General features: G+C 33.8%; 16 protein-coding genes. 5 read left to right on the top strand and 11 right to left on the bottom strand.

The window, feature by feature from the left end; translation table 11 throughout:
* Nucleotides 1-104: 104 nt before the first annotated feature.
* The 3 genes from thrC to thrA form a co-directional block, all read right to left on the bottom strand.
* Nucleotides 105-1394, bottom strand: coding sequence for a threonine synthase (gene thrC / locus B0A81_RS11455; RefSeq protein WP_089058160.1), 1290 nt, complete (start codon nucleotides 1392-1394; stop codon nucleotides 105-107).
* Nucleotides 1395-1599: 205 nt separating this feature from the next.
* Nucleotides 1600-2520, bottom strand: a complete 921-nt coding sequence (locus B0A81_RS11450) for a homoserine kinase (RefSeq protein WP_089058159.1) — start codon at nucleotides 2518-2520, stop codon at nucleotides 1600-1602.
* Between the two features lie 151 nt (nucleotides 2521-2671).
* Entirely contained in the window at nucleotides 2672-5119 is a 2448-nt protein-coding gene (gene thrA, locus B0A81_RS11445) for a bifunctional aspartate kinase/homoserine dehydrogenase I (protein ID WP_089058158.1), read from the bottom strand.
* A 558-nt stretch (nucleotides 5120-5677) separates the two neighbouring features.
* On the opposite strand from thrA, the gene hutH reads away from it, so the two are divergent.
* From hutH to B0A81_RS11430, 3 genes are read left to right on the top strand one after another with little or no spacing between them, the layout of a single operon-like run.
* Nucleotides 5678-7192 carry a histidine ammonia-lyase gene (hutH, locus tag B0A81_RS11440; protein ID WP_089058157.1) on the top strand — a complete coding sequence of 505 codons (1515 nt, stop codon included), beginning with the start codon at nucleotides 5678-5680 and terminating at the stop codon, nucleotides 7190-7192.
* A gap of 48 nt (nucleotides 7193-7240) precedes the next feature.
* Nucleotides 7241-7885, top strand: coding sequence for a DUF47 domain-containing protein (locus B0A81_RS11435; RefSeq protein WP_089052333.1), 645 nt, complete (start codon nucleotides 7241-7243; stop codon nucleotides 7883-7885).
* A 30-nt stretch (nucleotides 7886-7915) separates the two neighbouring features.
* On the top strand, nucleotides 7916-9250 hold the full coding sequence (locus B0A81_RS11430) for an inorganic phosphate transporter (protein ID WP_089058156.1): 1335 nt from the start codon (nucleotides 7916-7918) through the stop codon (nucleotides 9248-9250).
* 88 nt (nucleotides 9251-9338) lie between these two features.
* On the opposite strand, the gene B0A81_RS11425 is transcribed toward B0A81_RS11430, so the two are convergent.
* The 3 genes from B0A81_RS11425 to B0A81_RS11415 form a co-directional block, all read right to left on the bottom strand.
* Nucleotides 9339-9860: a DUF421 domain-containing protein gene (locus B0A81_RS11425; protein WP_089058155.1), complete on the bottom strand. Its 522-nt coding sequence runs from the start codon at nucleotides 9858-9860 to the stop codon at nucleotides 9339-9341.
* Nucleotides 9861-9968: 108 nt separating this feature from the next.
* Nucleotides 9969-11336, bottom strand: coding sequence for a 30S ribosomal protein S6--L-glutamate ligase (gene rimK, locus B0A81_RS11420; protein ID WP_089052330.1), 1368 nt, complete (start codon nucleotides 11334-11336; stop codon nucleotides 9969-9971).
* Between the two features lie 140 nt (nucleotides 11337-11476).
* Nucleotides 11477-14023 (bottom strand): ATP-dependent Clp protease ATP-binding subunit, encoded by a 2547-nt coding sequence (locus B0A81_RS11415; protein ID WP_089052329.1) that lies wholly within the window; start codon nucleotides 14021-14023, stop codon nucleotides 11477-11479.
* A 258-nt stretch (nucleotides 14024-14281) separates the two neighbouring features.
* Between B0A81_RS11415 and gyrA the strand changes: the two genes are divergently transcribed.
* Nucleotides 14282-16924, top strand: coding sequence for a DNA gyrase subunit A (gyrA, locus tag B0A81_RS11410; RefSeq protein WP_089058154.1), 2643 nt, complete (start codon nucleotides 14282-14284; stop codon nucleotides 16922-16924).
* A 43-nt stretch (nucleotides 16925-16967) separates the two neighbouring features.
* Nucleotides 16968-18239, top strand: coding sequence for a tetratricopeptide repeat protein (locus B0A81_RS11405; RefSeq protein ID WP_089058153.1), 1272 nt, complete (start codon nucleotides 16968-16970; stop codon nucleotides 18237-18239).
* Nucleotides 18240-18312: 73 nt separating this feature from the next.
* Here B0A81_RS11405 and B0A81_RS11400 read toward each other — a convergent pair whose 3' ends face one another.
* From B0A81_RS11400 to B0A81_RS11380, 5 genes are all read right to left on the bottom strand, one after another.
* The gene (locus B0A81_RS11400; protein WP_089058152.1) at nucleotides 18313-18732 is read right to left on the bottom strand and encodes an OsmC family protein; all 420 of its coding nucleotides are present in this window, start codon (nucleotides 18730-18732) and stop codon (nucleotides 18313-18315) included.
* Between the two features lie 359 nt (nucleotides 18733-19091).
* Nucleotides 19092-21083 carry a DUF349 domain-containing protein gene (locus B0A81_RS11395; RefSeq protein WP_089058151.1) on the bottom strand — a complete coding sequence of 664 codons (1992 nt, stop codon included), beginning with the start codon at nucleotides 21081-21083 and terminating at the stop codon, nucleotides 19092-19094.
* A gap of 293 nt (nucleotides 21084-21376) precedes the next feature.
* Nucleotides 21377-22138 carry a lipid A phosphoethanolamine transferase gene (locus tag B0A81_RS11390; RefSeq protein WP_089058150.1) on the bottom strand — a complete coding sequence of 254 codons (762 nt, stop codon included), beginning with the start codon at nucleotides 22136-22138 and terminating at the stop codon, nucleotides 21377-21379.
* Between the two features lie 66 nt (nucleotides 22139-22204).
* Complete coding sequence (locus B0A81_RS11385; RefSeq protein ID WP_089052323.1) at nucleotides 22205-22954, bottom strand: shikimate dehydrogenase family protein; 750 nt, start codon at nucleotides 22952-22954, stop codon at nucleotides 22205-22207.
* Entirely contained in the window at nucleotides 22954-24351 is a 1398-nt protein-coding gene (locus B0A81_RS11380) for a tetratricopeptide repeat protein (RefSeq protein WP_089058149.1), read from the bottom strand. Before B0A81_RS11380 ends, B0A81_RS11385 begins: the two co-directional genes overlap by 1 nt.
* Between the last annotated feature and the right edge of the window lie 103 nt (nucleotides 24352-24454).

Raw genomic sequence — 24454 nt, 5'->3', positions numbered from 1 at the left:
CATTTATTTTTTATTTTACAAGTTTACAAATAGAAAAGATTATGTGATTTTTCGGATTTTTATAATCTGTATTTACAATTTCAAATTTTATAAAAGAAAAAACTTTACCCCAAGAAATCCTTCAACTCCTCATAAGTCCCAATCTTCACACTAACTTTCTCCTCATTAATAACACTCTTAATTTGAGCAGGAATAGGAAGTGTAATTCCCAAGGCAGGTTCAACAACATCTAAAAACTTAATAGGATGCGCTGTTTCTAAGAAAATACCAATCGCGTTAGGGTGTTTTTCCAGTTCTTTTTTCAAACCTAAATAACCAACAGCGCCGTGTGGTTCTGCGATATAACCGTCTGTGTTATAAATATTCTTTAGGGCTTCAAGTGTTTCTTCGTCAGTATAACTATAAGAAGAAAAGTCTTTTTCGAAAGCTTTTAAGTCATTATTGTACAATTCCTGAATTCTAATAAAGTTACTTGGGTTTCCAACATCCATGGCGTTAGAGATTGTTGCTTTAGAAGGTTTTGGGTCGTATTTTCCGTTTTCTAAGAATCTTGGCACCGTATCGTTTACGTTTGTAGACGCTACAAAATGTTCAATTGGCAAACCTAATTTTTTTGCCATAATTCCGGCGCAGATATTCCCGAAGTTTCCGCTTGGGCAAGAGAAAACTAACGGTTTGTTTTGGCTTTTCAACGCTTTGTAAGCAAAGAAGAAATAAAACATTTGCGGTAACCAGCGCGCAATATTAATAGAGTTTGCTGAGGTTAGGTTTTTATGCGCCAGAGTTTCATCAAGAAATGCTTTTTTTACCATATCCTGACAATCGTCAAAAACACCGTCAACTTCAAGCGCTTTTATGTTTTGCCCTAAAGTAGTCAATTGTTTTTCCTGAATATCGCTCACTTTTCCTGACGGATATAAAATGACAACATCAACACCGTCAACGCCAAGAAATCCGCTCGCAACAGCTCCGCCTGTATCTCCAGAAGTGGCTACTAAAACAGTGTTTTTAGCGTCTTTTTTGTCTTTATTGAAATATCCCAAACAACGCGACATAAAACGTGCTCCAACGTCTTTAAAAGCCATTGTTGGTCCGTGAAATAATTCTAATGAATAGATTCCATCTTCTACTTTTACAACAGGAAAATCAAAAACCAAAGTATCGGCAATGATTTCTTTTAATTTGTCTGTAGGTATTTCGTCGCCAACGAATTGTTTAATCGCTTCAAAAGCAATTTCTTCGTGGCTTAAACTTTCGATCTTATCAAAAAACGAAGAATCTAAAGCAGTGATATTTTCTGGAAAATATAATCCTTTATCACTCGCTAATCCTTGTATAACAGCTTCCTGAAAAGAAACTTTTGGGGCATTGTGGTTTAAACTATAGTATTTCATTGGTTGTTTTTTTATTTAACCGCAAAGAGCGCAAAGAATTGGTTTCTTTTGAAAACGCAGAGATCGCAAAGCTTTGTGGTACTATTTTTTATTTCAATAATTTATATTTTCAATTATATATTAGCTCAGCCTGACAAACGTTGTGTTTTTCCTTTTTGTTTAAATTATTTCACAAATCAATTCGTGCAAATTCGTGAAATTCGTGTTATATAATTCTCACACCATCAGGATTAATCTTCGAAACGTGAATTTCATACGGTAAACTCATTTTTTCGTACACTTCGCTCATGGCTTTTGCGATTTGGTCAGCGGTTTCTTTTCCTCTGCTTAAAGCAAAAATCGATGGGCCTGAGCCTGAAATTCCAGAACCTAAAGCGCCGTTTTCGTAAGCCGTTTGTTTGATTTGATCAAATCCCGGAATTAAAACACTTCTTAAAGGCTCAACGATTTCATCATGAAGCGATCTTCCAATCAAATCGTAATCTTTGGTATAAAGACCCGCTACAAGTCCGCCTACATTTCCCCATTGCATAATGGCGCTTTTCAGCGAAACGTTTTGTTTTAAAACCGAACGTGCGTCAGACGTTTTCAACTCAATTTGCGGATGAACAACCGTTGCGTACAATTCTTCTGGACCGTCAATTCTGATAATATCAAGCGGAGCATAACTTCTTACCAAGGTAAATCCGCCTAAAAGGGCAGGAGCAACGTTATCTGCATGCGCATTTCCGCTGGCTAATTTCTCGCCCTGCATCGCAAACTGAACTAAATCTTTACGAGAATAAGGTCTTCCTAATAATTCATTAATTCCAAAAACCGCTCCCGCAGAACTTGCAGCACTGCTTCCAATTCCGCTTCCCGCTTTTATGTGTTTGTAAATTTCGATTTCGAATCCAAAATCCAAATCGCCTAAAGTTTCAAGCATTGCCAAAGCCGCAACTCCAGAAACGTTTTTCTCGGTTTCCATAGGCAGATCGGCACCCACAATTTTAGTGATTCGAACTCCTTTTTGATCGACTTTTCGAACAATCATTTCATCGCCTGCATTATCTAAGCAAAGTCCAAGTACATCAAATCCGCACGAGAGATTTGCGATAGTTGCCGGGCAAAATAGTTTTATTTCCATTTCTAAGGTTCTGAGGTTCTAAGATGCTAAGATTCTAAGGTCTCTGTAGCAACTTTTTATTTTTTAGTTTCTAAGGTTTTGAGATTCTAAGAGGCTAAGATCAGTTTTGAAAAAAAACTCAGAACCTTAGCATCTTAGAACCTTAGCACCTTTAAATATTACCTATTCTAATAACATCTGCAAAAATTCCCGATGCTGTAACAGCTGCTCCGGCACCCGCACCTTTGATCAATAAAGGCTGATCTACGTAGCGATCTGTGTAAAACAATACAATATTGTCTTTTCCTTCTAAGTTGTAAAAAGGGTGATCTTTTGGAATGAATTGGAGACCAACGCTTGCTTTTCCGTTTTCGAATTGTGCCACGTATTTCAATCTTGAATCTTTGGCTAAAGCTTCGTTGTAAATACCTTCAAAATGAGCAGCGTGTTTGATTAGCGAAGCAAAAAAGTCTTCGTTGTTTGTTGTTGCTAAACAATCTGCAGGCAAGAACGATTCATTTGCAATCGCGTCAATATCCATTTCGTAACCGCTTTCGCGAATAAGAATCAGGATTTTACGAGCCACGTCGATTCCGCTTAAGTCAATTTTTGGATCTGGTTCTGTAAATCCTTGAACTCCCGCTTCTTTTACCACATCGTGGAAAGAATTGTTTTTGTCGAAATTATTGAAAATGAAGTTCAAACTTCCAGATAAAACCGCCTGAATTTTATGCACTTTGTCGCCAGAAGCAATTAAGTTTTTTACCGTGTCTATAATTGGTAATCCCGCACCAACATTTGTTTCAAATAAAAACGGAGCGTTGTATTGGCGAGATAAGCTTTTTAGTTTTTTATAATTATCATAAGCAGATGAACAGGCAATTTTGTTGCAAGTTACAACTGCAATACTTTGTTTTAAGAATTGCTCGTACAATTCAGAAACGCTTGCATTTGCTGTAATGTCAACAAAAATACTATTACGTAAATTCATTTCTTTTGCACGCAGGATAAATTCTGCAGCATTAACAGGTTCGCCTTTGTCTAAAGCCGATTTCCAGTCTTTTAATGAAATTCCGTCTTCATCAAAAAGCATTTTTCTAGAGTTTGACAAAGCGATTACGCGAACATTAATTTTTAAATTGTCTTTTAAAAATTTTCTTTGGTTGTGAATTTGTTCGATGAATTTTTCTCCCACATTTCCAACTCCCATTACAAATAAGTTGAGCTGTTTTGTGTTTTCTTCAAAGAAATTTTCATGTAAAGTATTCAGTGCTTTTTTAACGTCTCTTTCGTTAATTACAGTCGAAATATTTCTTTCGGAAGCACCTTGAGCAATGGCACGAATGTTTACGTTGTTTTTACCTAAAGTACTGAACATTCTTCCGCTTAAACCTTGGTGATTTTTCATGTTTTCGCCAACCAAAGCAATAATGCAAAGATCTTTTTCGACGATACATGGATCTATTTTATTTTGAAGAATTTCAATTTCAAAAGCTCTATTAATTGCAGCTTCGGCATTATCAGCATCCGAATTTAAAATTCCAATACAGATTGAGTGCTCAGAAGAAGCCTGAGTAATAAATATAACATTGATTTTTTCCTGAGACAAGACTTCAAACAAACGTTTTGATGAACCCGAAACTCCAATCATTCCCGGACCTTCAAGTGTTACAAGCGAAATATTATCGATATGACTGATTCCTTTTACAACAGTATCTTTTGAGGAAACATGGTTGGAAATTAAAGTTCCTTCGGCTTCTGGTTCAAAAGTATTTTTGATTAAAATTGGAATGTTTTTTCTTAAAACCGGCTGAATTGTAGGCGGATATAAAACTTTGGCTCCAAAATGCGATAACTCCATCGCTTCCTGATACGAAATGTTTGCAATAGGTCTTGCTTGTTTTACAATTTTTGGGTTTGCAGTAAACATTCCGTTTACATCAGTCCAAATTTCCAATTGTTCAGCTTCAAGAGCACCTGCCGCAATTGCAGCAGTATAATCAGAACCGCCGCGGCCTAAAGTAGTTGTGATTCCGTCAAGAGTTTGTGCAATAAAACCTGGTAAAATATTGATTTGAGCTTGATTTTGTGCAAAATATTCTTGAATTAAATTATTCGACACTTCAAAATTTACAACCGCTTTACCAAAGTTATTGTTTGTTTTTATCAATTCGCGGCTGTCTTTGTAAACCGCATTTTTATCAATTTGCTGATAAGCCTGAGCAATGATAAAAGACGAAAGCAATTCGCCAAAACTTAGAATAGTATCAGCAGTTCTTGGAGATAATTCTCCTAATAAAAAACAACCGTCTAGTAAAGTTTCGAGATGATTTATGATTCTTTTTACATGGCTCAACAAACTGCTTTGCTCACTTACAGGGATAAGTTCTTTTAGCGTGTCAAGATGTTTTTTCTCTATTTCGGCAACAATATCTCTAAAGCTCTCATCACTAGCTGCCGCTTTTGCTGCTGCTAATTGCAATAAATCGGTTACTTTACTAAGTGCAGAAACTACAACAACTAATTTATCTGTTTTTGATTTTTGAGTAACAATGTCGAGAACGAGTTTTATATTTTGAGCATTGGCTACCGAAGTTCCGCCAAATTTTAATACTTTCATTTTGATGTTTTTTTCTTTTATGCAAATATTTTATCTATCCAATAACTCTCTTCTTTCAAGAAAAAAGTATAGGTAACCTAGGATTATATGTAAAAATGTATACCCCTAAGGGGTAGTAGTTGTTGTAGTAGAAGTAATGGTAGCAGCAATTGCAACTCTAGTTTGAGTTGTTATTGTAGATTGATATTTAGTGCTGTTACTTTTCATTTTGATTTTTCAAAAGTACAGTTTTTTAGATGTATATAAAATTACTTTAGCCTTTTTACGAATATTTTAATAATTCAAATCTCAAAAATTCAATATTGAGTATTTGTTAAAATTAGATAAGCTAAATTGAGGTTTTGATATATTTAAGAGCGCATTTTACAATAAAAACCTATTGCAAAGAGTTGATTTTTAATGAAAAGATAATTAAAAAGCAGTAAAAGACTCCATTTTTAGCATTGAGAAAAAAATAAAAGCGAAGAATGTCTTGTGTTGAAATTTTAATTATTGTGATAAAATGTTGCTTTTTAATATTGATTTGTTGAATTTTGACATCTTAAATTGAAAAACATCATGAGAGAAATCCATTATATAAGTACAGAAACATTAAGTTTAGAAGCTTTACAAGAAATCATCGTTCTAGACAAAAAACTTGAATTGTCTGAAGAGGCAAAAGTAAACGTGCAAAAATGCCGTGATTATCTAGATAAAAAGATGGCTTCACATTCAGAACCTATTTACGGAATCAATACCGGTTTTGGATCGCTTTGTAATGTGAAAATCTCTAATGAAAATTTATCACAGCTTCAAGAGAATCTTGTTAAGTCGCATGCTTGCGGAACTGGCGAAGAAGTTCCTGCTGCAATTGTAAAATTAATGCTTTTACTTAAGATTCAATCTTTAAGTTACGGACATTCTGGCGTACAGCTTGTTACATTAGAGCGTTTGGTTGATTTTTATAATAATGATATTCTACCCGTTATTTATACGCAAGGTTCGTTAGGAGCTTCTGGAGATTTAGCGCCATTGGCACATTTATCTTTACCGTTATTGGGTGAAGGTGAAGTGTTTTTTGAAGGTAAAAGAATGGCTTCTGCCGAAGTTTTAAAACATTTTAACTGGGAACCAATTGTACTTCAGTCAAAAGAAGGTTTGGCTTTATTAAACGGAACGCAGTTTATGAGTGCTTATGGAGCTCATATTTTATTAAAAGCCTATAAATATTCGTATTTGGCAGATTTAATTGGAACAATTTCGCTTGAAGGTTTTGATGGAAGAATTGAGCCATTTAATGAATTGATACATTATATACGTCCGCACAAAGGACAAATTGTAACGGCACAACGTATTAATGAATTTTTAGAAGGAAGCGAAATCATTGCTCAAGAGAAAAAACACGTTCAAGATCCGTATTCTTTCCGTTGTATGCCTCAAGTTCATGGAGCGTCAAAAGATGCAATCGATTATGTTAGAAAAGTATTCAAAACAGAGATTAACTCAGTTACAGATAATCCAAATATATTTATTGAAGCAGATCAGATTATTTCTGGTGGAAATTTCCATGGACAACCTTTAGCTTTAGCTTTAGATTTTATGGCAATTGCTTTGGCTGAATTAGGAAGTATTTCTGAAAGAAGAACTTATCAATTGATTTCAGGATTGCGTAATCTTCCTGCTTTTTTAGTTGATAATCCAGGATTGAACTCTGGTTTCATGATTCCGCAATATACAGCGGCAAGTATTGCAAGTCAGAATAAACAATTGGCAACTCCGTCAAGCATAGACAGTATTGTTTCGAGTAACGGACAGGAAGATCACGTGAGCATGGGAGCAAACGGAGCAACTAAAGCTTTACGTGTTATGGATAATTTAGAGCGTATTTTGGCAATTGAATTGTTAAATGCTTCGCAGGCAATTGCTTACAGAGAGCCTTTGAAGTCAAGCGATTTTATTGAGATGTTCTTGAATAGTTATAGAGAAGTAGTGCCTTTGGTAAAAGAGGATAGAATCTTACATTATGACATTGAAAAGACTATTTCGTTCCTTGATAGTTTCCAAATTGAAAACGATTTGTTAACAATGGCTTAACATTGTAAAATATTATTGAAGTAATTTTGCACTATCAAAAATATAAAAATGTCAATAAACAGTATTTTCCAATTTTTAGTGCCGAAAGACAAGAAATTCTTTCCACTTTTTGAAGAGGCTTCAAGCAATTTAATTGAGTTAGCTTCTAATTTACACGAAGCTGTAAACCTTCCATTGAAAGAAAGAGAAGTTCTTTTTCAGAAAATTGATGAATTAGAGCAAAAAGGTGAAGATATTACGCGTCAAACCAATCTTGAATTGAGTAGAAATTTCATTACTCCATTTGATAGAGAGGATATTCATACCCTAATTACTTCTATTGATAACGTTGCTGATTACCTTCATGGTGCAGCAAGCCGTATGAAATTGTATCAAGTTGATAAGATTACAAAATCTATCAGAAAGATGACAGAAATCAACCTTGAAGCTTGTCAAAATATTGACAGTGCAGTAAAAGAGTTGAGAAACTTAAAGAATTTTAAAGTTATCAAAGATTCTTGTGCTAGAATTAACAAGCTGGAAAACAAGTCTGATAATGTATATAACAAAGCAGTTTTTGAAATTTTTGAAAACGAAACAGATGCTAAAAATATTATTAAATATAAAGAAGTGTTATCTGTTTTAGAATCAGCAACAGACAAGTGTAAGAGTGTTGCGAACATACTAGAATCTATTTCTGTAAAACATTCTTAATTCAATTTTTCATTCTGAAGTTATAATTTTATGACGCTACTTATATTAATTATAGTATTAGCTTTAATATTTGATTACATCAATGGTTTTCATGATGCGGCAAATGCTATAGCGACTGTTGTTGCTACAAAGGTTTTAACGCCTTTTCAGGCCGTTCTTTGGGCAGCATTTTTTAACTTTCTGGCTTATTGGGTTTTCGGATTTGGTGTTGCGGATACTGTTGCTAAAACAGCGCACACAATGGAAATTAACCTAGTGGTAATTCTTGCCGGTGTTATTGCGGCAATCTGTTGGAACTTACTAACTTGGTGGTTAGGAATTCCTTCGAGTTCTTCACATACTTTAATTGGAGGTTTTGCGGGAGCGGCTGTTGCACATGCAATTGCAGTTCATGGTTTCTCTGGTTATATTGGTGAAGACGGAACAACACATTATTGGTACGAAATTGTAAGCTGGTACAAGGCAGGAAAAGATGGAGCAATGCCTTCTGGAGTTCTTATTATCATTGCATTTATTGTTTTAGCGCCTTTATTAGGAGCTTTAGCTTCGTACTTAATTTCGATTTGGCTTTTAAATGCTTCTCGTAAAAGTATTGGTCCTAAGATTTTTACAGGACTTTTAATGATTGCAACTGTTTGGTTTGTTTATACTCAAATGATACCATATTCTGAAATCGAAAAACCTAGATTTGATTCGCATTTTTGGAGTGTTGCTTTTGAAGGTCATAATATTAAATGGTTTTTAGTTGCCTTTATTATCTTAACGGTAAGTGCTTTTTGTTTAATATTCAGTAGTTTGAATCTTCATCAAGCTGATGCTGCTTTGAAAAAAATGCAATTATTATCTTCTGCAGCTTTTAGTTTAGGTCACGGAGGAAATGATTCTCAAAAAGTAATGGGTATTATCGCTGCTGCGGTTGCGGTATATATCAACACAAATCCTGGTGTTCATATGGATGCTTGGTTAGATGTTGTTTTACCAAATGATGATTTAGGAATTAAAGGAGTAATGCCGGGATGGATTCCGTTAGCGTGTTATTCTGCAATTGCTGCGGGAACTTTAAGTGGTGGATGGAAAATTGTGAAAACAATGGGTTCTAAAATCACAAAAGTAAGTTCGTTTGAAGGTGTTGCAGCTGAAACTGCAGGTGCATTAACACTTTACTTTACAGAGCATTTAAAAATTCCTGTAAGTACAACGCATACTATTACTGGATCGATCATTGGAGTTGGATTAACAAAACGTGTATCTGCAGTAAGATGGGGAGTTACGGTAAGTTTAATTTGGGCTTGGGTATTAACTATTCCGATTTCAGCTTTATTAGCAGGTTTGGTTTATTTTGTACTAAGTATATTTATTTCGTAAAATGATTATTATGAAATGTGAGTTATAAATTGCATTTCATCTAAATATTTAAAAGCCGATTTCAATTTGAAATCGGCTTTTTTTTGTTTTAAAACTTTTGAAGATTTTTACGATTGTGTTTTCGTTTGTAATGCGTTTGTTTTAATTTCTTTTGGTCTTGCGAAATAATACTGATTGTGCCGTCTATTTCTAACATAGCGAGCTTTATATCTGTTAAATGTTCTAAGCCATGTTCACGTGCCGCTTCTTTTAATTCGTCGTGTGATATGTCTAATTTGCTTAAGGCTTTAAAATCTAGTTTTCCGTTATGAATAAGAATCTCGGGTTTGTCTAAAAGTAAATTATTGAGCACTTTGTATCGGTGTGTTAGCTTTTTTATCGTGAAGTTAATTACAAATAAAACCAAAGCGGCTACTAAACCGCCAACAAGACTGGTATCTGGACCAACCATTGCATTCTGAACTGAATTACTGATTAACAGAATTAAAATTATATCGGCTGTATTTAATTGCGAAAGTTCTTTTTTGCCAAATATTCGCAGAGCAATAGTCATAAAAAAGTAGACAGCGACACTTCTGATTATTATATCTAAATAAGGGAATTGTATCATTTTTATTCTTTTGTTTTACTAAAGTTAAATAAAAAAGCTTTGTCAAAGTTTTAAACTTTGACAAAGCAGCTAAATTATTTATGTGTTATTAAGTTTAAATGAACTTAATTATAGTTTGAAATTTTTCTCAATGGCTTTAATCATTTCGCCTGCAACATCTTTATTGGTTGCGCCTTCGATTCCTTCAAGACCTGGTGAAGAGTTTACTTCAAGTAATAAAGGTCCTTTAGACGAACGAATAATATCAACTCCGGCCACTTTTAAATCCATTGCTTTTGCGGCTTTTATAGCGATCTTTTTTTCTTCGGCAGTTACTTTTATTACAGATGCGGTTCCGCCAAGGTGAATATTAGCTCTAAACTCGCCCGGCATAGCTTCACGCTGAATGGCGGCAACTACTTTTCCGTCGATTACAAAGCATCGAATATCTTTTCCGTTGGCTTCTTTAATGAATTCTTGAACTAGAATATTAGCATTTAAACTTTTAAAAGCATTGATAACACTTTCTGCTGCTTTTTTTGTTTCGGCTAAAACAACTCCTTTTCCTTGTGTTCCTTCTAATAGTTTGACAATTAAAGGTGAACCGCCAACCATTTTGATTAAGTTGTCTGTATCAAGAGGAGAATTAGCAAAACCAGTTGTTGGAATATCAATTCCGCTGTTTAAAAGTAATTGTAGTGAGTATAATTTATCGCGAGATTGTGTTATAGCTGTTGCTGAGTTTAAACAGAAAACTTTCAAAGCTTCAAACTGACGTGTTAATGCACAACCGTAGAATGTAATACTTGGACGGATTCTTGGGATAATTGCGTCAAATTGGTTTAAAATTTTTCCGCCTCTGTAATGAATTTCAGGAGTTTTGGCGTCCAGTTTCATGTAGCATTCTTTGATGTTTAAAAAATGCATTTCATGACCGCGCATTTCGCCCGCTTCCATGATTCTTTTATTGCTGTATAATTCAGGATTACTGGCTAATAGTCCAATTCGTAAACCTGAACTGGCTTTTTCTGAATTTTGATATAATTCTTTAAGAGATTCTGGAGTAGGCTGTCCAAGAAGGTATTTTTCTTCTGGATCGACCAATACACGACCGCTCATGGCTTCGCGTCCTAAAAGCATTCTAAAGCCCATAGAATCACGATTGGTCAACGTCATTTCGATCGGCCATTTTGAATCGCCAATTTTAATGCTGGTTTGAATTACGTAACGATGTTCTCTAAAGCCGCTTGAGCTTTTTACAATTCTTTTGTCAACCAGCGGTGCTTCACAATGAATGATGGTTTTGATGTTATTTTGAATTGGATTAATGTCAAATTTCACCCAATTGGCATCATTTTTTATAAAAGGAGCTATGTTTATGGCGTGCATTGCCGAAGTTTTGGCACCAGAGTCAACCCGAGCCTTGATTGTCGGGATTCCTAGTTCTGGAAATGAACACCATTCTTCGCTGCCTAAAATGACTTTGTGTTGAAGCATACGTTGTTTTTTATTATAGAATTTAATATCCAAAAATAGCTATTTGCTTTTACTAAAGATAGTAAATTATCCAAAAAAAATACCCGTTATGTTATGAAAACGTAACGGGTATATTATTTCTGTTATAAATTTAAATCATTTTATTGATTTGTAGGCTCTTCAGCTTTGTGAATTTCTACTGAAAGCTCTTGTGAATCGTCTTTTAAGTCCATCATGATCTCATCACCAGAATGTATTTTTGAAGTGATGATTTCTTCGGCTAATAAATCCTCAACGTATTTCTGAATTGCTCTTTTAAGCGGTCTTGCGCCAAATTGTCTGTCGAAGCCTTTTTCAGCAATAAATGCTTTTGCTTTGTCAGTTAAGCTTAGTTTGTAACCTAATTCAGCAATACGAGAATATAGTTTTTTAAGTTCAATTTCGATAATTAAGTCAATATCAGCTTTTTCTAATGCGTTGAATACAATTACGTCGTCAATTCTGTTTAAGAACTCAGGAGCAAAGGTTTTCTTTAAAGCATTTTCGATAATGCTTTTTGAGTTTTCATCGGCTTGAGCCACTTTTGCAGCAGTTCCGAATCCTACACCTTGTCCAAAGTCTTTCAACTGACGTGCACCAACGTTAGATGTCATGATGATTATGGTGTTTTTAAAGTCGATTTTGCGACCTAAACTATCTGTTAAATATCCATCATCTAAAACCTGAAGCATCATATTAAATACATCTGGATGTGCTTTTTCGATTTCATCTAAAAGAACAACACAATATGGTTTTCTACGAACTTTTTCAGTCAATTGTCCGCCTTCTTCGTAACCTACGTATCCTGGAGGCGCTCCAACTAAACGAGAAATTGCAAATTTCTCCATGTATTCACTCATGTCGATACGAACTAATGCATCTTCAGAATCGAATAATTCTTTTGCAAGAACTTTTGCTAATTGCGTTTTACCAACACCAGTCTGACCTAAGAAAATAAATGAACCAATTGGTTTGTTAGGATCTTTAAGTCCGGCTCTGTTACGCTGAATAGAACGTGCAATTTTAAGAACAGCTTCGTTTTGACCAATTACTTTGTTCTGAATTAATTCAGGTAATTGAGCTAGTTTGTTGCTTTCTGTTTGTGCAATTCTGTTTACAGGAATACCTGTCATCATTGATACAACATCGGCTACGTTATCTTCTGTAACTTCAATTCTGTTGTTTTTAGAATCTTCTTCCCATTGTTCTTGAGCAGCAGCTAGATCTTTTTCTATGCGTTTTTCATCGTCGCGAAGTTTGGCAGCTTCTTCATATTTTTGTTTTTTAACTACCATGTTTTTCATTTCACGAACTTCCTCTAATTGACGTTCTAAATCAAGAATTTGTTTAGGAACATCAATATTGGTAATGTGAACGCGAGATCCTGCTTCGTCAAGAGCATCAATCGCTTTGTCTGGTAAGAAGCGCTCAGACATATATCTGTTTGTTAATTTAACACAGGCTTCGATTGCTTCTTGGGTATAAGTTACGTTGTGGTGATCTTCGTATTTATCTTTTACGTTATTTAAAATTGCAATTGTTTCTTCAACAGAAGTTGGCTCAACAATTACCTTTTGGAAACGTCTTTCTAAAGCGCCGTCTTTTTCAATATATTGTCTGTACTCGTCTAGAGTAGTAGCGCCAATACATTGAATTTCTCCTCTTGCTAAAGCAGGTTTGAACATGTTTGAAGCATCAAGTGAACCTGTTGCTCCGCCGGCACCTACAATAGTGTGAATTTCGTCAATGAAAAGAATAATATCGTCGTTTTTTTCAAGCTCGTTCATTACGGCTTTCATTCTTTCTTCAAATTGTCCTCTGTATTTTGTACCAGCAACTAAACTTGCTAAATCAAGAGTTACAACACGTTTGTGGAAAAGAATACGAGATACTTTCTTTTGAATAATACGCAAAGCAAGTCCTTCTGCAATAGCAGATTTACCAACTCCAGGTTCTCCAATAAGAAGCGGATTGTTCTTTTTTCTACGGCTTAGAATTTGTGAAACGCGTTCAATTTCTTTTTCGCGTCCAACAACTGGATCTAGTTTTCCTTCTTCCGCCATTTCTGTTAAATCTCTCCCAAAATTATCCAAAACAGGAGTTTTAGATTTTTTGTTTGACTTATTGGCTGGATTATTGAAACTACTTTCTTTTAGACTGTCATCTTGTCCTGAATCGTCATTATACGATTCGTTTCTTGGCAAGTTTTCTAAGAATTCTTCTTCGTTTGGCGTCATGTTTAAATATTGTTCTTTAGCTATGTCATAATCTATTTTTAGTTTATTCAACAGCTTGGTTGTTGGATCGTTTTCGTTTCGTAAGATACATAAAAGCAAGTGAGCTGTACTAATTGATGAGCTTTGGAATACTTTAGCTTCAAGAAAAGTGGTCTTCAGGGCTCTTTCGGCCTGTCGGGTAAGATGAAGATTTTTCTTTTCGGCATTTACTTCCACGCTGTGGTTAGCTGGACTCAGTATTTCTACTTTCCTGCGTAAATGATCTAAATCGACTGCTAGGTTATTAAGTATATGAATAGCTTTTCCGTTACCATCTCTTAAAATGCCCAGCATTAGATGTTCAGTACCAATAAAGTCGTGTCCTAAACGAAGGGCTTCTTCTTTACTGTATGTAATAACATCTTTTACTCTTGGTGAAAAATTATCATCCATAATATATAATTGGTATTGTAAATTTAGTGAATTACAGTTTGAAAAACAAAAACCGTACCCATCGAGAACTCCTGTCAGCTAATTGACAAAAAAAATAACAAAAAAACAGTTAAAAAACGCTTAATTTATTAACTAAAAGGCAAAATAAAGTTGTTAATAAATCATTGAAATAAGTGTAAGTAAATAGCTGAAAAAATTCCAAAAAAACGTATCTTGGCACGCTTTGAAACTAATATAATTATTTAAACATAACAACTTATGTCTGAAGGAGAAAAGTTAATTCCTATTAACATTGAAGATGAAATGAAATCAGCTTACATCGATTATTCGATGTCAGTAATTGTATCGAGAGCGCTTCCGGATGTTAGAGATGGCTTGAAACCAGTACATCGAAGAGTTCTTTACGGAATGTATGATTTAGGTGTGACGTCAAGATCTGCCCATAAAAAGTCTGCGAGAATTGTAGGAGAGGTTCTGGGTAAGTATCACCCGCACGGAGATACTTCTGTATATGATGCAATGGTGCGTATGGCTCAAGAATGGAGTATGCGTTATTTATTAGTGGACGGTCAAGGTAACTTTGGATCTGTAGATGGAGACAGCCCGGCAGCAATGCGTTATACTGAGGCTAGAATGCGTAAAATCTCAGAAGATATTATGGCAGATATCGAAAAAGAAACAGTTGATTTTCAATTGAACTTTGACGATACTTTATATGAGCCAAAAGTAATGCCTACAAGAGTTCCTACTTTATTAGTAAACGGAGCAACTGGTATTGCAGTTGGTATGGCGACAAATATGCCGCCGCACAATTTAACTGAAGTTATTAATGGTACTTTAGCATACCTTGATAATAATGATATTGAAGTAGATGAATTAATGACGCATATTAAAGCTCCAGATTTTCCAACTGGTGGTGTAATATATGGTTATGAAGGAGTTCGTGAAGCTTTTAAAACGGGTAGAGGACGTATCGTAATGCGTGCCAAAGTTGGTTTTGAAGAAGTTGATGGAAGAGAGTCTATTATTGTAACCGAAATACCTTATCAAGTTAACAAAGCCGAGATGATTAAACGTACGGCTGATTTAGTTAATGAGAAAAAGATCGAAGGTATTGCAAATATTCGTGACGAGTCTGATAGAAATGGTATGCGTATCGTTTATATTTTGAAACGTGATGCTACACCAAACGTAGTTTTAAATACCTTATATAAGTATACTTCTCTACAATCTTCTTTCAGTGTAAATAACATTGCACTTGTAAAAGGCCGCCCGCAAATGTTGAATCTAAAAGATATGATTCACTATTTTATTGAGCACCGTCATGATGTAGTAGTTAGAAGAACGCAGTTTGAATTACGCAAAGCAGAAGAAAGAGCTCATATTTTAGAAGGTTTAATTATTGCTTCTGATAATATTGATGAAGTAATTGCAATTATTAGAGGTTCTAAAAATACAGAAGAAGCTCGTGATAAATTAATCGAAAGATTTAAATTGTCTGATATTCAAGCTCGTGCAATTGTTGAGATGCGTTTGCGTCAGTTAACAGGTCTGGAGCAAGATAAATTAAGAGCTGAGTTTGAAGAGTTAATGAAGTTAATTGAGCATTTGAAAGCTTTGTTAGCAGATGTTAATTTAAGAACGAATTTAATTAAAGAAGAATTAGAAGAAATTCGTGAGAAATATGGAGACGCTCGTCGTTCTCAAATTGAATATGCAGGTGGAGATGTAAGTATCGAAGATTTAATTGCTGATGAAAATGTAGTAATTACAATTTCGCACGCTGGTTATATCAAACGTACAAATCTTACTGAATACAAAACTCAAAATAGAGGTGGAGTTGGACAAAAAAGTGCAGGAACAAGAGATCAAGATTTCCTTGAGCATATGTTCGTTGCGACAAACCACCAATATATGATGTTCTTTACGCAAAAAGGAAAATGTTTCTGGATGCGTGTTTACGAAATTCCAGAAGGAAGTAAAACAGCTAAAGGAAGAGCAATTCAGAATTTAGTGAACATTGAAAGTGATGATAAAGTAAAAGCTTTCATTTGTACACAAGACTTAAAAGACAAAGATTATATCAATACTCATAATCTTGTGATGGTAACTAAGCAAGGACAGGTTAAGAAAACTTCTCTAGAGAAATATTCTAAACCTCGTGTAAATGGAGTTGCTGCTATTACAATTAAAGAAGGAGATGAGCTTCTTGAAGCGAAATTAACTGATGGAGAAAGCCAAATTATCTTAGCAGTTAAATCAGGTAAACTAGTTCGTTTTGAAGAAACAAAAACACGTCCGATGGGAAGAACAGCTTCTGGAGTTCGTGGAATTACTTTAAAAGATGAAACTGATGAAGTAATTGGTATGGTTACCGTTGCTAAAAATGATGTAAACGATTCGCAAATTCTTGTTGTAACTGAAAATGGATACGGAAAACGTACCAAATTAGTTGATGATGATGGTGAAGATGTTTACAGAATTACTAACCGTGGTGGAAAAGGAGTTAAAACTCTTAATATTACGGAGAAAACAGGAAAATTAATTTCGATTAACGCCGTTACAGATGCTGATGATTTAATGATTATCAATAAATCTGGATTAACTATCAGAATGGCTATTGAGGATTTACGTGTTATGGGACGTGCAACTCAAGGTGTGAGATTAATTAACTTAAAAGGAAAAGATTCTATCGCTGCAGTTACAAAAGTAATGAAAGATGATGTTGAAGAAGTTGTTGTAGATGAGGATGGTAATGTTGTTGAAAATGTAATCGAAAGAGTTAAGCCAGACTTAGAAGTTCTTGAAGACGATGGTGTTGTAGAAGATGATGATGAAGATGACTCTGAAGAAGAAATTGAGGACGAAGACGATTCAGAGGAAGAAGAATCAGAAGAATAATTATAAACCACTAAAATAAAATTAAATATTCAAATTGAACATTATGAAAAGTAAATATGTAATACTTGCATCAGCACTACTGATTTCAGTAGCTACTTTTGCTCAAAAAGATCAAATAAAAAATGCTGAGAAGGCATTAAAAAGCGGAGATGCTCAAGGAGCAGTCACTATATTAAAAGATGCACAAAACTTGATCGCTAATGCTAAAGATGTTGAGCAGGCTCAGTACTATTTTGTACAAGGAAATGCTCTTTTAGATTTAGCAAACAAAAAAGTTGAAGAAAGTAAAAACTTATCTGCAGCAGCTGAAAGCTATAAAAAATTAATTGAGGTTGAAAAAACATCAGGTAAACTTAAGTATTCAACTCAAGCGGCAGCTTCAATCGTAGAAATCAAAGGAAAATTGATTAATTCTGCAATTGCTGATACACAAAATAATAAAAGCAAAGAAGGTGCTCAGAAATTATATGACGCATATTTGTTAGATAAAAAAGATACTATTAATCTTTATTACGCAGCTTCTACAGCGGTAAATGCTCAAGATTTTGATACTGCACTTCCAATGTACGAAGAGTTGAAAAAATTAAACTATTCTGGAAAAGGAACTATGTATACTGCAGTTAATAAAGCAAGCGGTAATGATGATAGTTTTAACAACGCAAAAGAAAGAGATTTAGCTGTAAAGTTAGGAACTCACGAAAAACCTAAAACAGAAGCGATTCCTTCAAAAAGAGGTGAAATCTATAAAAACTTAGCATTAATTTTAGTTCAAAAAGGACGTACTGAAGATGCTAAGAAAGCTATTTCTGATGCAAGAAAAACAAATCCAGAAGATACTTCTTTGATTTTGACAGAAGCAAACTTATACCTAGAAACTAAAGATTTCGATATGTATAAAAAATTGGTTGGTGAAGCATTAGAAAAAGAACCAAACAACGCTGATTTAGTTTTTAATTTAGGTGTATTAAGTGCCAATGCAAAGAATACTGCTGATGCTGAGAAATATTATTTAAAAGCTATCGAAATCAATCCTAGTTATACTAATGCATACCTTAACCTTGCTGCATTAAAATTAGAAGCTGAAAGACCAATTATCGATGAGATGAATAAATTGGGAACTTCTGCAAAAGATATGAAGCGTTACGATGTTTTGAAAGCACAAAGAGAAAATGTTTTTAAAGGTGTAATTCCTTACCTTAAAAAAGCAAATGAGCTTGATCCTAAAAACGAAGATGTTGCTAAAACATTATTAGGAGTTTACAAAGCGTTAGAAATGACTGCTGAAGCAAAAGCGCTAAAAGCTACTATGAACTAATAGTTTTATAGTTGTTATATAAAAAAAAACCATCAGCCGCGGCTGATGGTTTTTTTTATGATTTGTTTTCAGCTTAATTTACTAGTGCTGCCGAAAGAGTAATTGTTGTGTTTAAGAGTTTCGAAATCGGACAGATTTCTTTTGCTTTTGCCGCTGTTTTATCAAACTCTTCTGAAGAAATTCCAGGAACTTTTCCTTTTAGGTCCAAATGAATTAAAGTGATAGAGCCGTCTTCAAAAGTTACTGTCGCTTCTGTAGATAGATCATCAGCAGTAAAACCTGCTTCGTTAAGTAAGAAACTTAATTGCATCGTAAAACAGCCAGAATGAGCTGCAGCGACTAATTCTTCAGGATTTGTACCAACGCCATCCGCAAATCTAGTCTTAAAAGAGAGTTGGGCTTTATCTAACGTTGTGCTTTGTGTACTTATAGTTCCTTTTCCTTCCATACCGGTTCCTTGCCAGTTGGCATTTGCTTTTCTTGTAAATTTCATTTTCTGTCGTTATTAGAATTAATACTAGTACGCTTAATTTGTTGATTATCAAATATAATCAATATTTTTTAGAACGGTTTTACGAAGTTTGATGATAATGTTAAATTTCGGGTTGAAATGAGATGAAGGTTGGGGCGAATTTTACCTTAAAGCACGCTAAGATTTTTGTTTTACATTGCGGTTAAAAAAACACAAAGTTCGCAAAGCTTTGTATTGAATCAGCTTTGCGAACTTTGTGTGTTTATAACAAGTTTGCATATAGAAACTTTGCATGCTTTGCGTTGAAAAAAACGGTTTAACATAAAAAAGGTGTAACGAATAAATCATTACACCTTTTTTTATTGTTTAAACTTAAAACGTTATTCTTGACCTAAGTTTCTTAATTGCTTTAATTTGTCTTTCCAAACGTCTAGACTTTCTTTGTGAATCGCTATATTTTTGCGAACTTCAAGAACAATCGAATTCTCTTTTTTAGCATTTTTAGTATTCGCAAAAAATTGAATATTGTTCTCTAATTGGAAAATTTCGTTTTGAACTTCTTCAATTTTACGCATTAAGAAAATCTTTTCATTATCTAATTTACGAGTGTCGTTGCTGTCACTCAATGAATCAATTCGATTAGAAAAACGAATCATTTCAGTTTCTTTTTTGCTTAAGCTTAATTTTTCAAAAAGAGCATCAAGGATTTTGTTAAATTTTCCTTCAATATGACGTCTTGAAAAAGGAACTTTTCCATAACCTTTCCAGATTTCAATATGCTTTTTAATAGCATCTAAATCAGTTTTATGGTCTCCTGTCAATTGATAAGTACGAAGAATATCTAAATATGCTTTTTTGTTGTCAAAAGCAGCAACTTCGTCACCGTTTTCTTCTGATTTGTGTTCTTTTAGTTTATCGAAATAATGATTGCAGGCATCTTTGAATTCTTTCCAGATTTTGTCTGAATATTTTTTAGGAACGTGACCAATCTGTTTCCACTCTTCTTGAATTTGTTTCATGATTGGAGTAGTTGCATTAAAGTCAACACTTTCCTGTAATTCTTTGGCTTTAGCAACAAGAGCCATTTTTTTATTCAAATTGTCGTTTTGATCTTTTTTAATGTCTTTGTAAAACGAATTTTTAAATGCATTAAAGTTTCTTACGGCAGTTTTGAACGCAGCCCAAGTCTCTTCATTAACTTCTGACGGTACTTTTCCTGCTGCGAAAAACTCATTTCTAAGCGCTTCAACTTTTTGAATTTGTACCAGCCATTGCGAATGTGAATTTACTTTCTCAGTTCCTAGAACTTCGATCTTTGCAATGATTTCTTTTTTTACTTCAAGATTATTGTGTTCGTTTGCACGCTGACTTTCAAACAAAAGCTCTCTTTTGTCATGGATCTTTTTTGTCAGTTCGCTAAACTTATTCCAAATACTATCGCGGTGTTCCTTAGAAACGGGACCAATATCTTCTTTCCAAAGCCTATGTAAATCTTGTAATTCACGGAATGCTTTGCTTATGTCGCTTTCATTTACAAGTTCTTCAACTCTTGCAATAATTTTTTGCTTTTGCTCTAAATTGTGTTTAAAGTCTAAGTCTCTCGCTTCACGATCTAAATGCAGATAATCATAAAAATTTTCTACATGAAAATGGTAATTGTTCCAAACGTGATTGTATTTGTCTTTTGGAATCGCTCCAGCATTTTTCCATCGTTCTCTTAAATCATTAAAATGCTTAAGAGTGTCTTTTATATTTTCCTGTGGATTTATCAACTCTTTTAGCTCTTCTACAATCGCAAGACGATTCTCTAAGTTTGATTTTAAGTTGCTTTGTAAATGTTTAAAATGAGCATTTCTTTTCTCTCTAAAAACATTATAATATTCATCAAATTTAGATTTCAAAGGAGAATGATATTCAAACTCTTCGTTTGGATCTTCTTTAGAAGCATTAAACTCTTCTTTTTTCTCTTCTATAAGATGATTGTATTGTAGTAAAAATGATTTCTTTATTTCTTCAATATGGTCTTTTACAGACATTATTTTGTCTATACTTACCAGTTTCTTTAACTCGTCAACAAGTGCGTCTAATGTAAAAGTGTGATAATCCTTCATAGGAATATCATGACGCTCTTTCAGCGTTTCGTCTTCACTTTCTTCAGCATTAGAATTTGTGATGGCATCCAGCGCATTTTGATGATCTGTCTCTTCAGTTTCTACATTTTTTTCTTCTTCAATTTCAGTGTTCGAAATTGAAATTTCAGATACTGGTTCAGAAACGGGTGTTTCTATTGTATCGTTTTGTGTAGAATCAGTAGTATCGATTTCTAATTTTCCGTCTGCTTCTTGCAGGTTATCATTCTTTTCTTCTAACATTTTAAATGTATAAGGTTTTTACTTTAACAGTGCGAAAGATAGTAAAGGTGTTTCTAAATACAAAATAAATCGTTTGTTTATACGCTATTTTACGATGAAATTCTTATTTAATGAAGATGTTTAGAAATATGATATCTGTTTTTTAGATTTTTTTTTGAAGTAAATTTAAATTGAGAATAGATATTCTTTTAAGAAAAAAGCTTGAAAGTTTGCATTTCTATTGAGGAGTGTTGCTTTTGTTATTAGAAAGAAGAAAAGTATTAATTGTTAAATAATCTTCGGACACGATAACATTAAAATAAAATCAACATCCCGACTTCGATACCAAAGTTGTAGGTTTTATGACCGCCAAAAGCAACGCTTGGATGAACATACGCCATATCATTTTTGGTAATTTTTCTGCCAAACTCAACAAAAGCATTATTCGGAAAACCTTTGTTTATGGCATTGTATCTAAAAGCAGCATCGGCTGCAATCCAGTTTTTGCCAATAATGAACATAAAGTAGTTTTCGAATGCGGTGGTATTAATGTCATTTCTATTGCTGGATCCAGCAAAGCTGCTTTGATTTTCTAATGAAGTGATCCATAAAAGTTTATTCGGGATAAGATATTTTCCGTAGAAAACTGCTGGAGCAAATACCCATTTTCCAGATCCTAAAGCAGGATCTGCAGCTGAATTTGAAAGTACTCTTGCACGAAAAGCGATGCCGCCATTTTTTTGTTCTAAGTATGGAATATAACTAACACCAACGCCGATATCTCCAATTCCAGTTTTATTGATAGAAGAAGTATTTGAAGAAACTAGCGGAAGATCGACTCTTAAATTCCATGCTTTGTTTGCAATTGGATGTAAGAATCGAAGTTCAGTTGTATTAAATGAGCCATTGTCTGTATCTAAATATTCATTAAAAAGCAAAATTGTTTTTAGATAGTAATGATAACGGGCTTCTGAATAAAGGTTTGATGAATTTATGTCGATATCACTAGAGTCCTGTGCCTCTGCAGAAAAAGTAATCAAAAAGCATATAAAAAAAAATAGTGGCGATTTTTTCATAACTACTTATTAATGAGTAGTCTAATTTATGAAAAAATACTTTACTATTTTTATTTTAGGTGCATATTACTTGTTCCATATTTTCCAAGCTTTTTCAGCTTGAAAAATAAGCATATCGTATCCGTTTTTTATTACAGCTCCTCTTTCTTTTGCATTTTTTAAGAATTGAGTTTCTGCCGGATTGTAAATTAAGTCATAAGCAATATGCTTGTCTGTAAAAAACTCGTACGGAAGATCTGGACAAGCTTCTATATTTGGACTTGTTCCCACTGGTGTACAATTGATAATGATTTTGAAATTATCAAAAGTAGTAGCATTGATTAAATTATAATCGATGATATTTTCTTTTGCTTCTCTTGAAACAAAAATGTACGGAATATCAAGTTCATCTAGAGCAAAGGCAACGCCTTTTGATGCGCCGCCTGTTCCTAGAATAAGTGCTTTTTTATGATGTGGTTCTAATAAAGGTTTTAAGGATTTTTTAAAGCCGTAATAATCGGTATTGTATCCTTTTAGTTTGCCTTTTTTAGTGAATTTAATCGTATTTACAGCGCCTATTAGAGCTGCTTTTTTTGAAAGTTTGTCTAAAAAGGGAATGACTTGCTCTTTGTAAGGAATTGTTACATTTAAACCCTTTAAATCAGGGTTATTCTTGATCAATCCTTTGAAATGATCAATTTCAGAAATGTCAAAATTTTCATAGGTGTTACCGGCAAAAACTTCATCATTGAATTTCTCTGTGAAATAACCTTTTGAAAATGAGTAACTAATATTACGACCTAGTAAGCCAAAACGTCTTTTTAAAATACCAATCATTATTGTTTTCTGTGTTTTTCGATATAATTTTTAACTGTTTTTTTTGTCCAAACTACTGGAAATAAATCTTCGATCAAAATATAATTATCGAAGTTTAAGCGTAAGCCATTACTTAAATGAAATTTTGCTTTTGTATTATCTTGAATCATAAAGTACAATCCTGCCAAACGATATTCGATTTCATTTTCTTCTGGAAAATACTCAGAAGCTTGTAATAAAGTTTGTATTGCGCTGTCAAATTCTCCTAAAAACTGAAGAATATCGACCCAGAATAACCAAGTATCTAAAGCATGATCTCCAAATTCTACTGCTTTTCTATAACCAAATTCAGCTTCTTCAAAAAAGTTCATTTGTTTGTTTATGGTTGCATAACGCTTCCAGTACAAACGATTTTGATTGTCGATAGCTAATGCTTTGTTGACAAAAAATAATGCCTTTTGAAAGTTTTTTTGACGAACATAAAAATCTGTAATAGCGATCCATCCTTTATCTAAAAGAGGATCTTCGTGTACAGTTTGATTGTAATACTGTAACGCTTTTATCGAATTTCCAAGCTTTTCGTAGCATTTTCCAATACGCAATAAAGCATAAGAAGTTGCATCGTCTAATTCGATTGTACGATTATAGCTTTCTATTGCTTCATTGTATTTTTTTAGACGTTCGTAAGCTTTGGCTTTTTCCATAAATGCACCTAAAAACTCATCGTCGATTAAGGTTGCATAATCAAAAGCGCGAATTGCATTTTCGTATTCTTTTACTCCGTAATGTAAACGCCCAAGCTGATGCCAAGCAATTTCGCTGTACGGATTTTTGTTAATGTATTCGTTAAGATAGAGAATGGCTTCTTGGTTTTGATCTAAAAATTCAAAACAATAAACCACATTGTATAAGGCAGATTGATCTTCTAAGTCTTCTTCAAGACATTTGATGAAGTTGTCTTTTGCCATTTCGAGGTTATCCATAAAAAGATATTCCATTCCAATCAAGTTGTACACGTCAGCATAGTCATCTGTATATTGCAGTGCTATTTTAAGTAGTTCTACCGCTTTTTCGTGTTGATCTCTTTTCGAACAAATATTGGCTTTCTGGATGTAAATTTCCTCGTTGTTAGGTTCAATCGCATATAACTCGTTTAAAAGCTTTTCAGCGATTTCAAGTTTGTCGTCATAAACCAGCATTTCTACTTGTACTAATTTTAAGCCTGTAGATTTTGGATGTTGGTCTAATGCAAGTTTTAAGGCCTTTTTTGCTAAATTAGCCTTGCCTATGTCTAAATAATGAAGAATGATTTCTTCAAATTCTTCAGAATCAAAAAAGAGTACTTTGTTAGTTTTTAACATCGACTCAAATTTGGATAGGGATAGGTTATAATCTTCTTCTTCGTTGCTTAATTGCATACTTTGTTTTATTTGAAATTAGCCTGTTATAAAATTAGGCAACCATATTATTGATGTGGGAAAGGAAAATTAATTGTTGTGAACAATTTAATTAACAATATGG

The organism is Flavobacterium plurextorum (assembly GCF_002217395.1).
In the GTDB taxonomy this organism is placed as follows: domain Bacteria; phylum Bacteroidota; class Bacteroidia; order Flavobacteriales; family Flavobacteriaceae; genus Flavobacterium; species Flavobacterium plurextorum.
The sequence above is the reverse complement of the archived record's forward strand: the minus strand, read 5'-3'. Positions and strand labels throughout refer to the sequence as shown.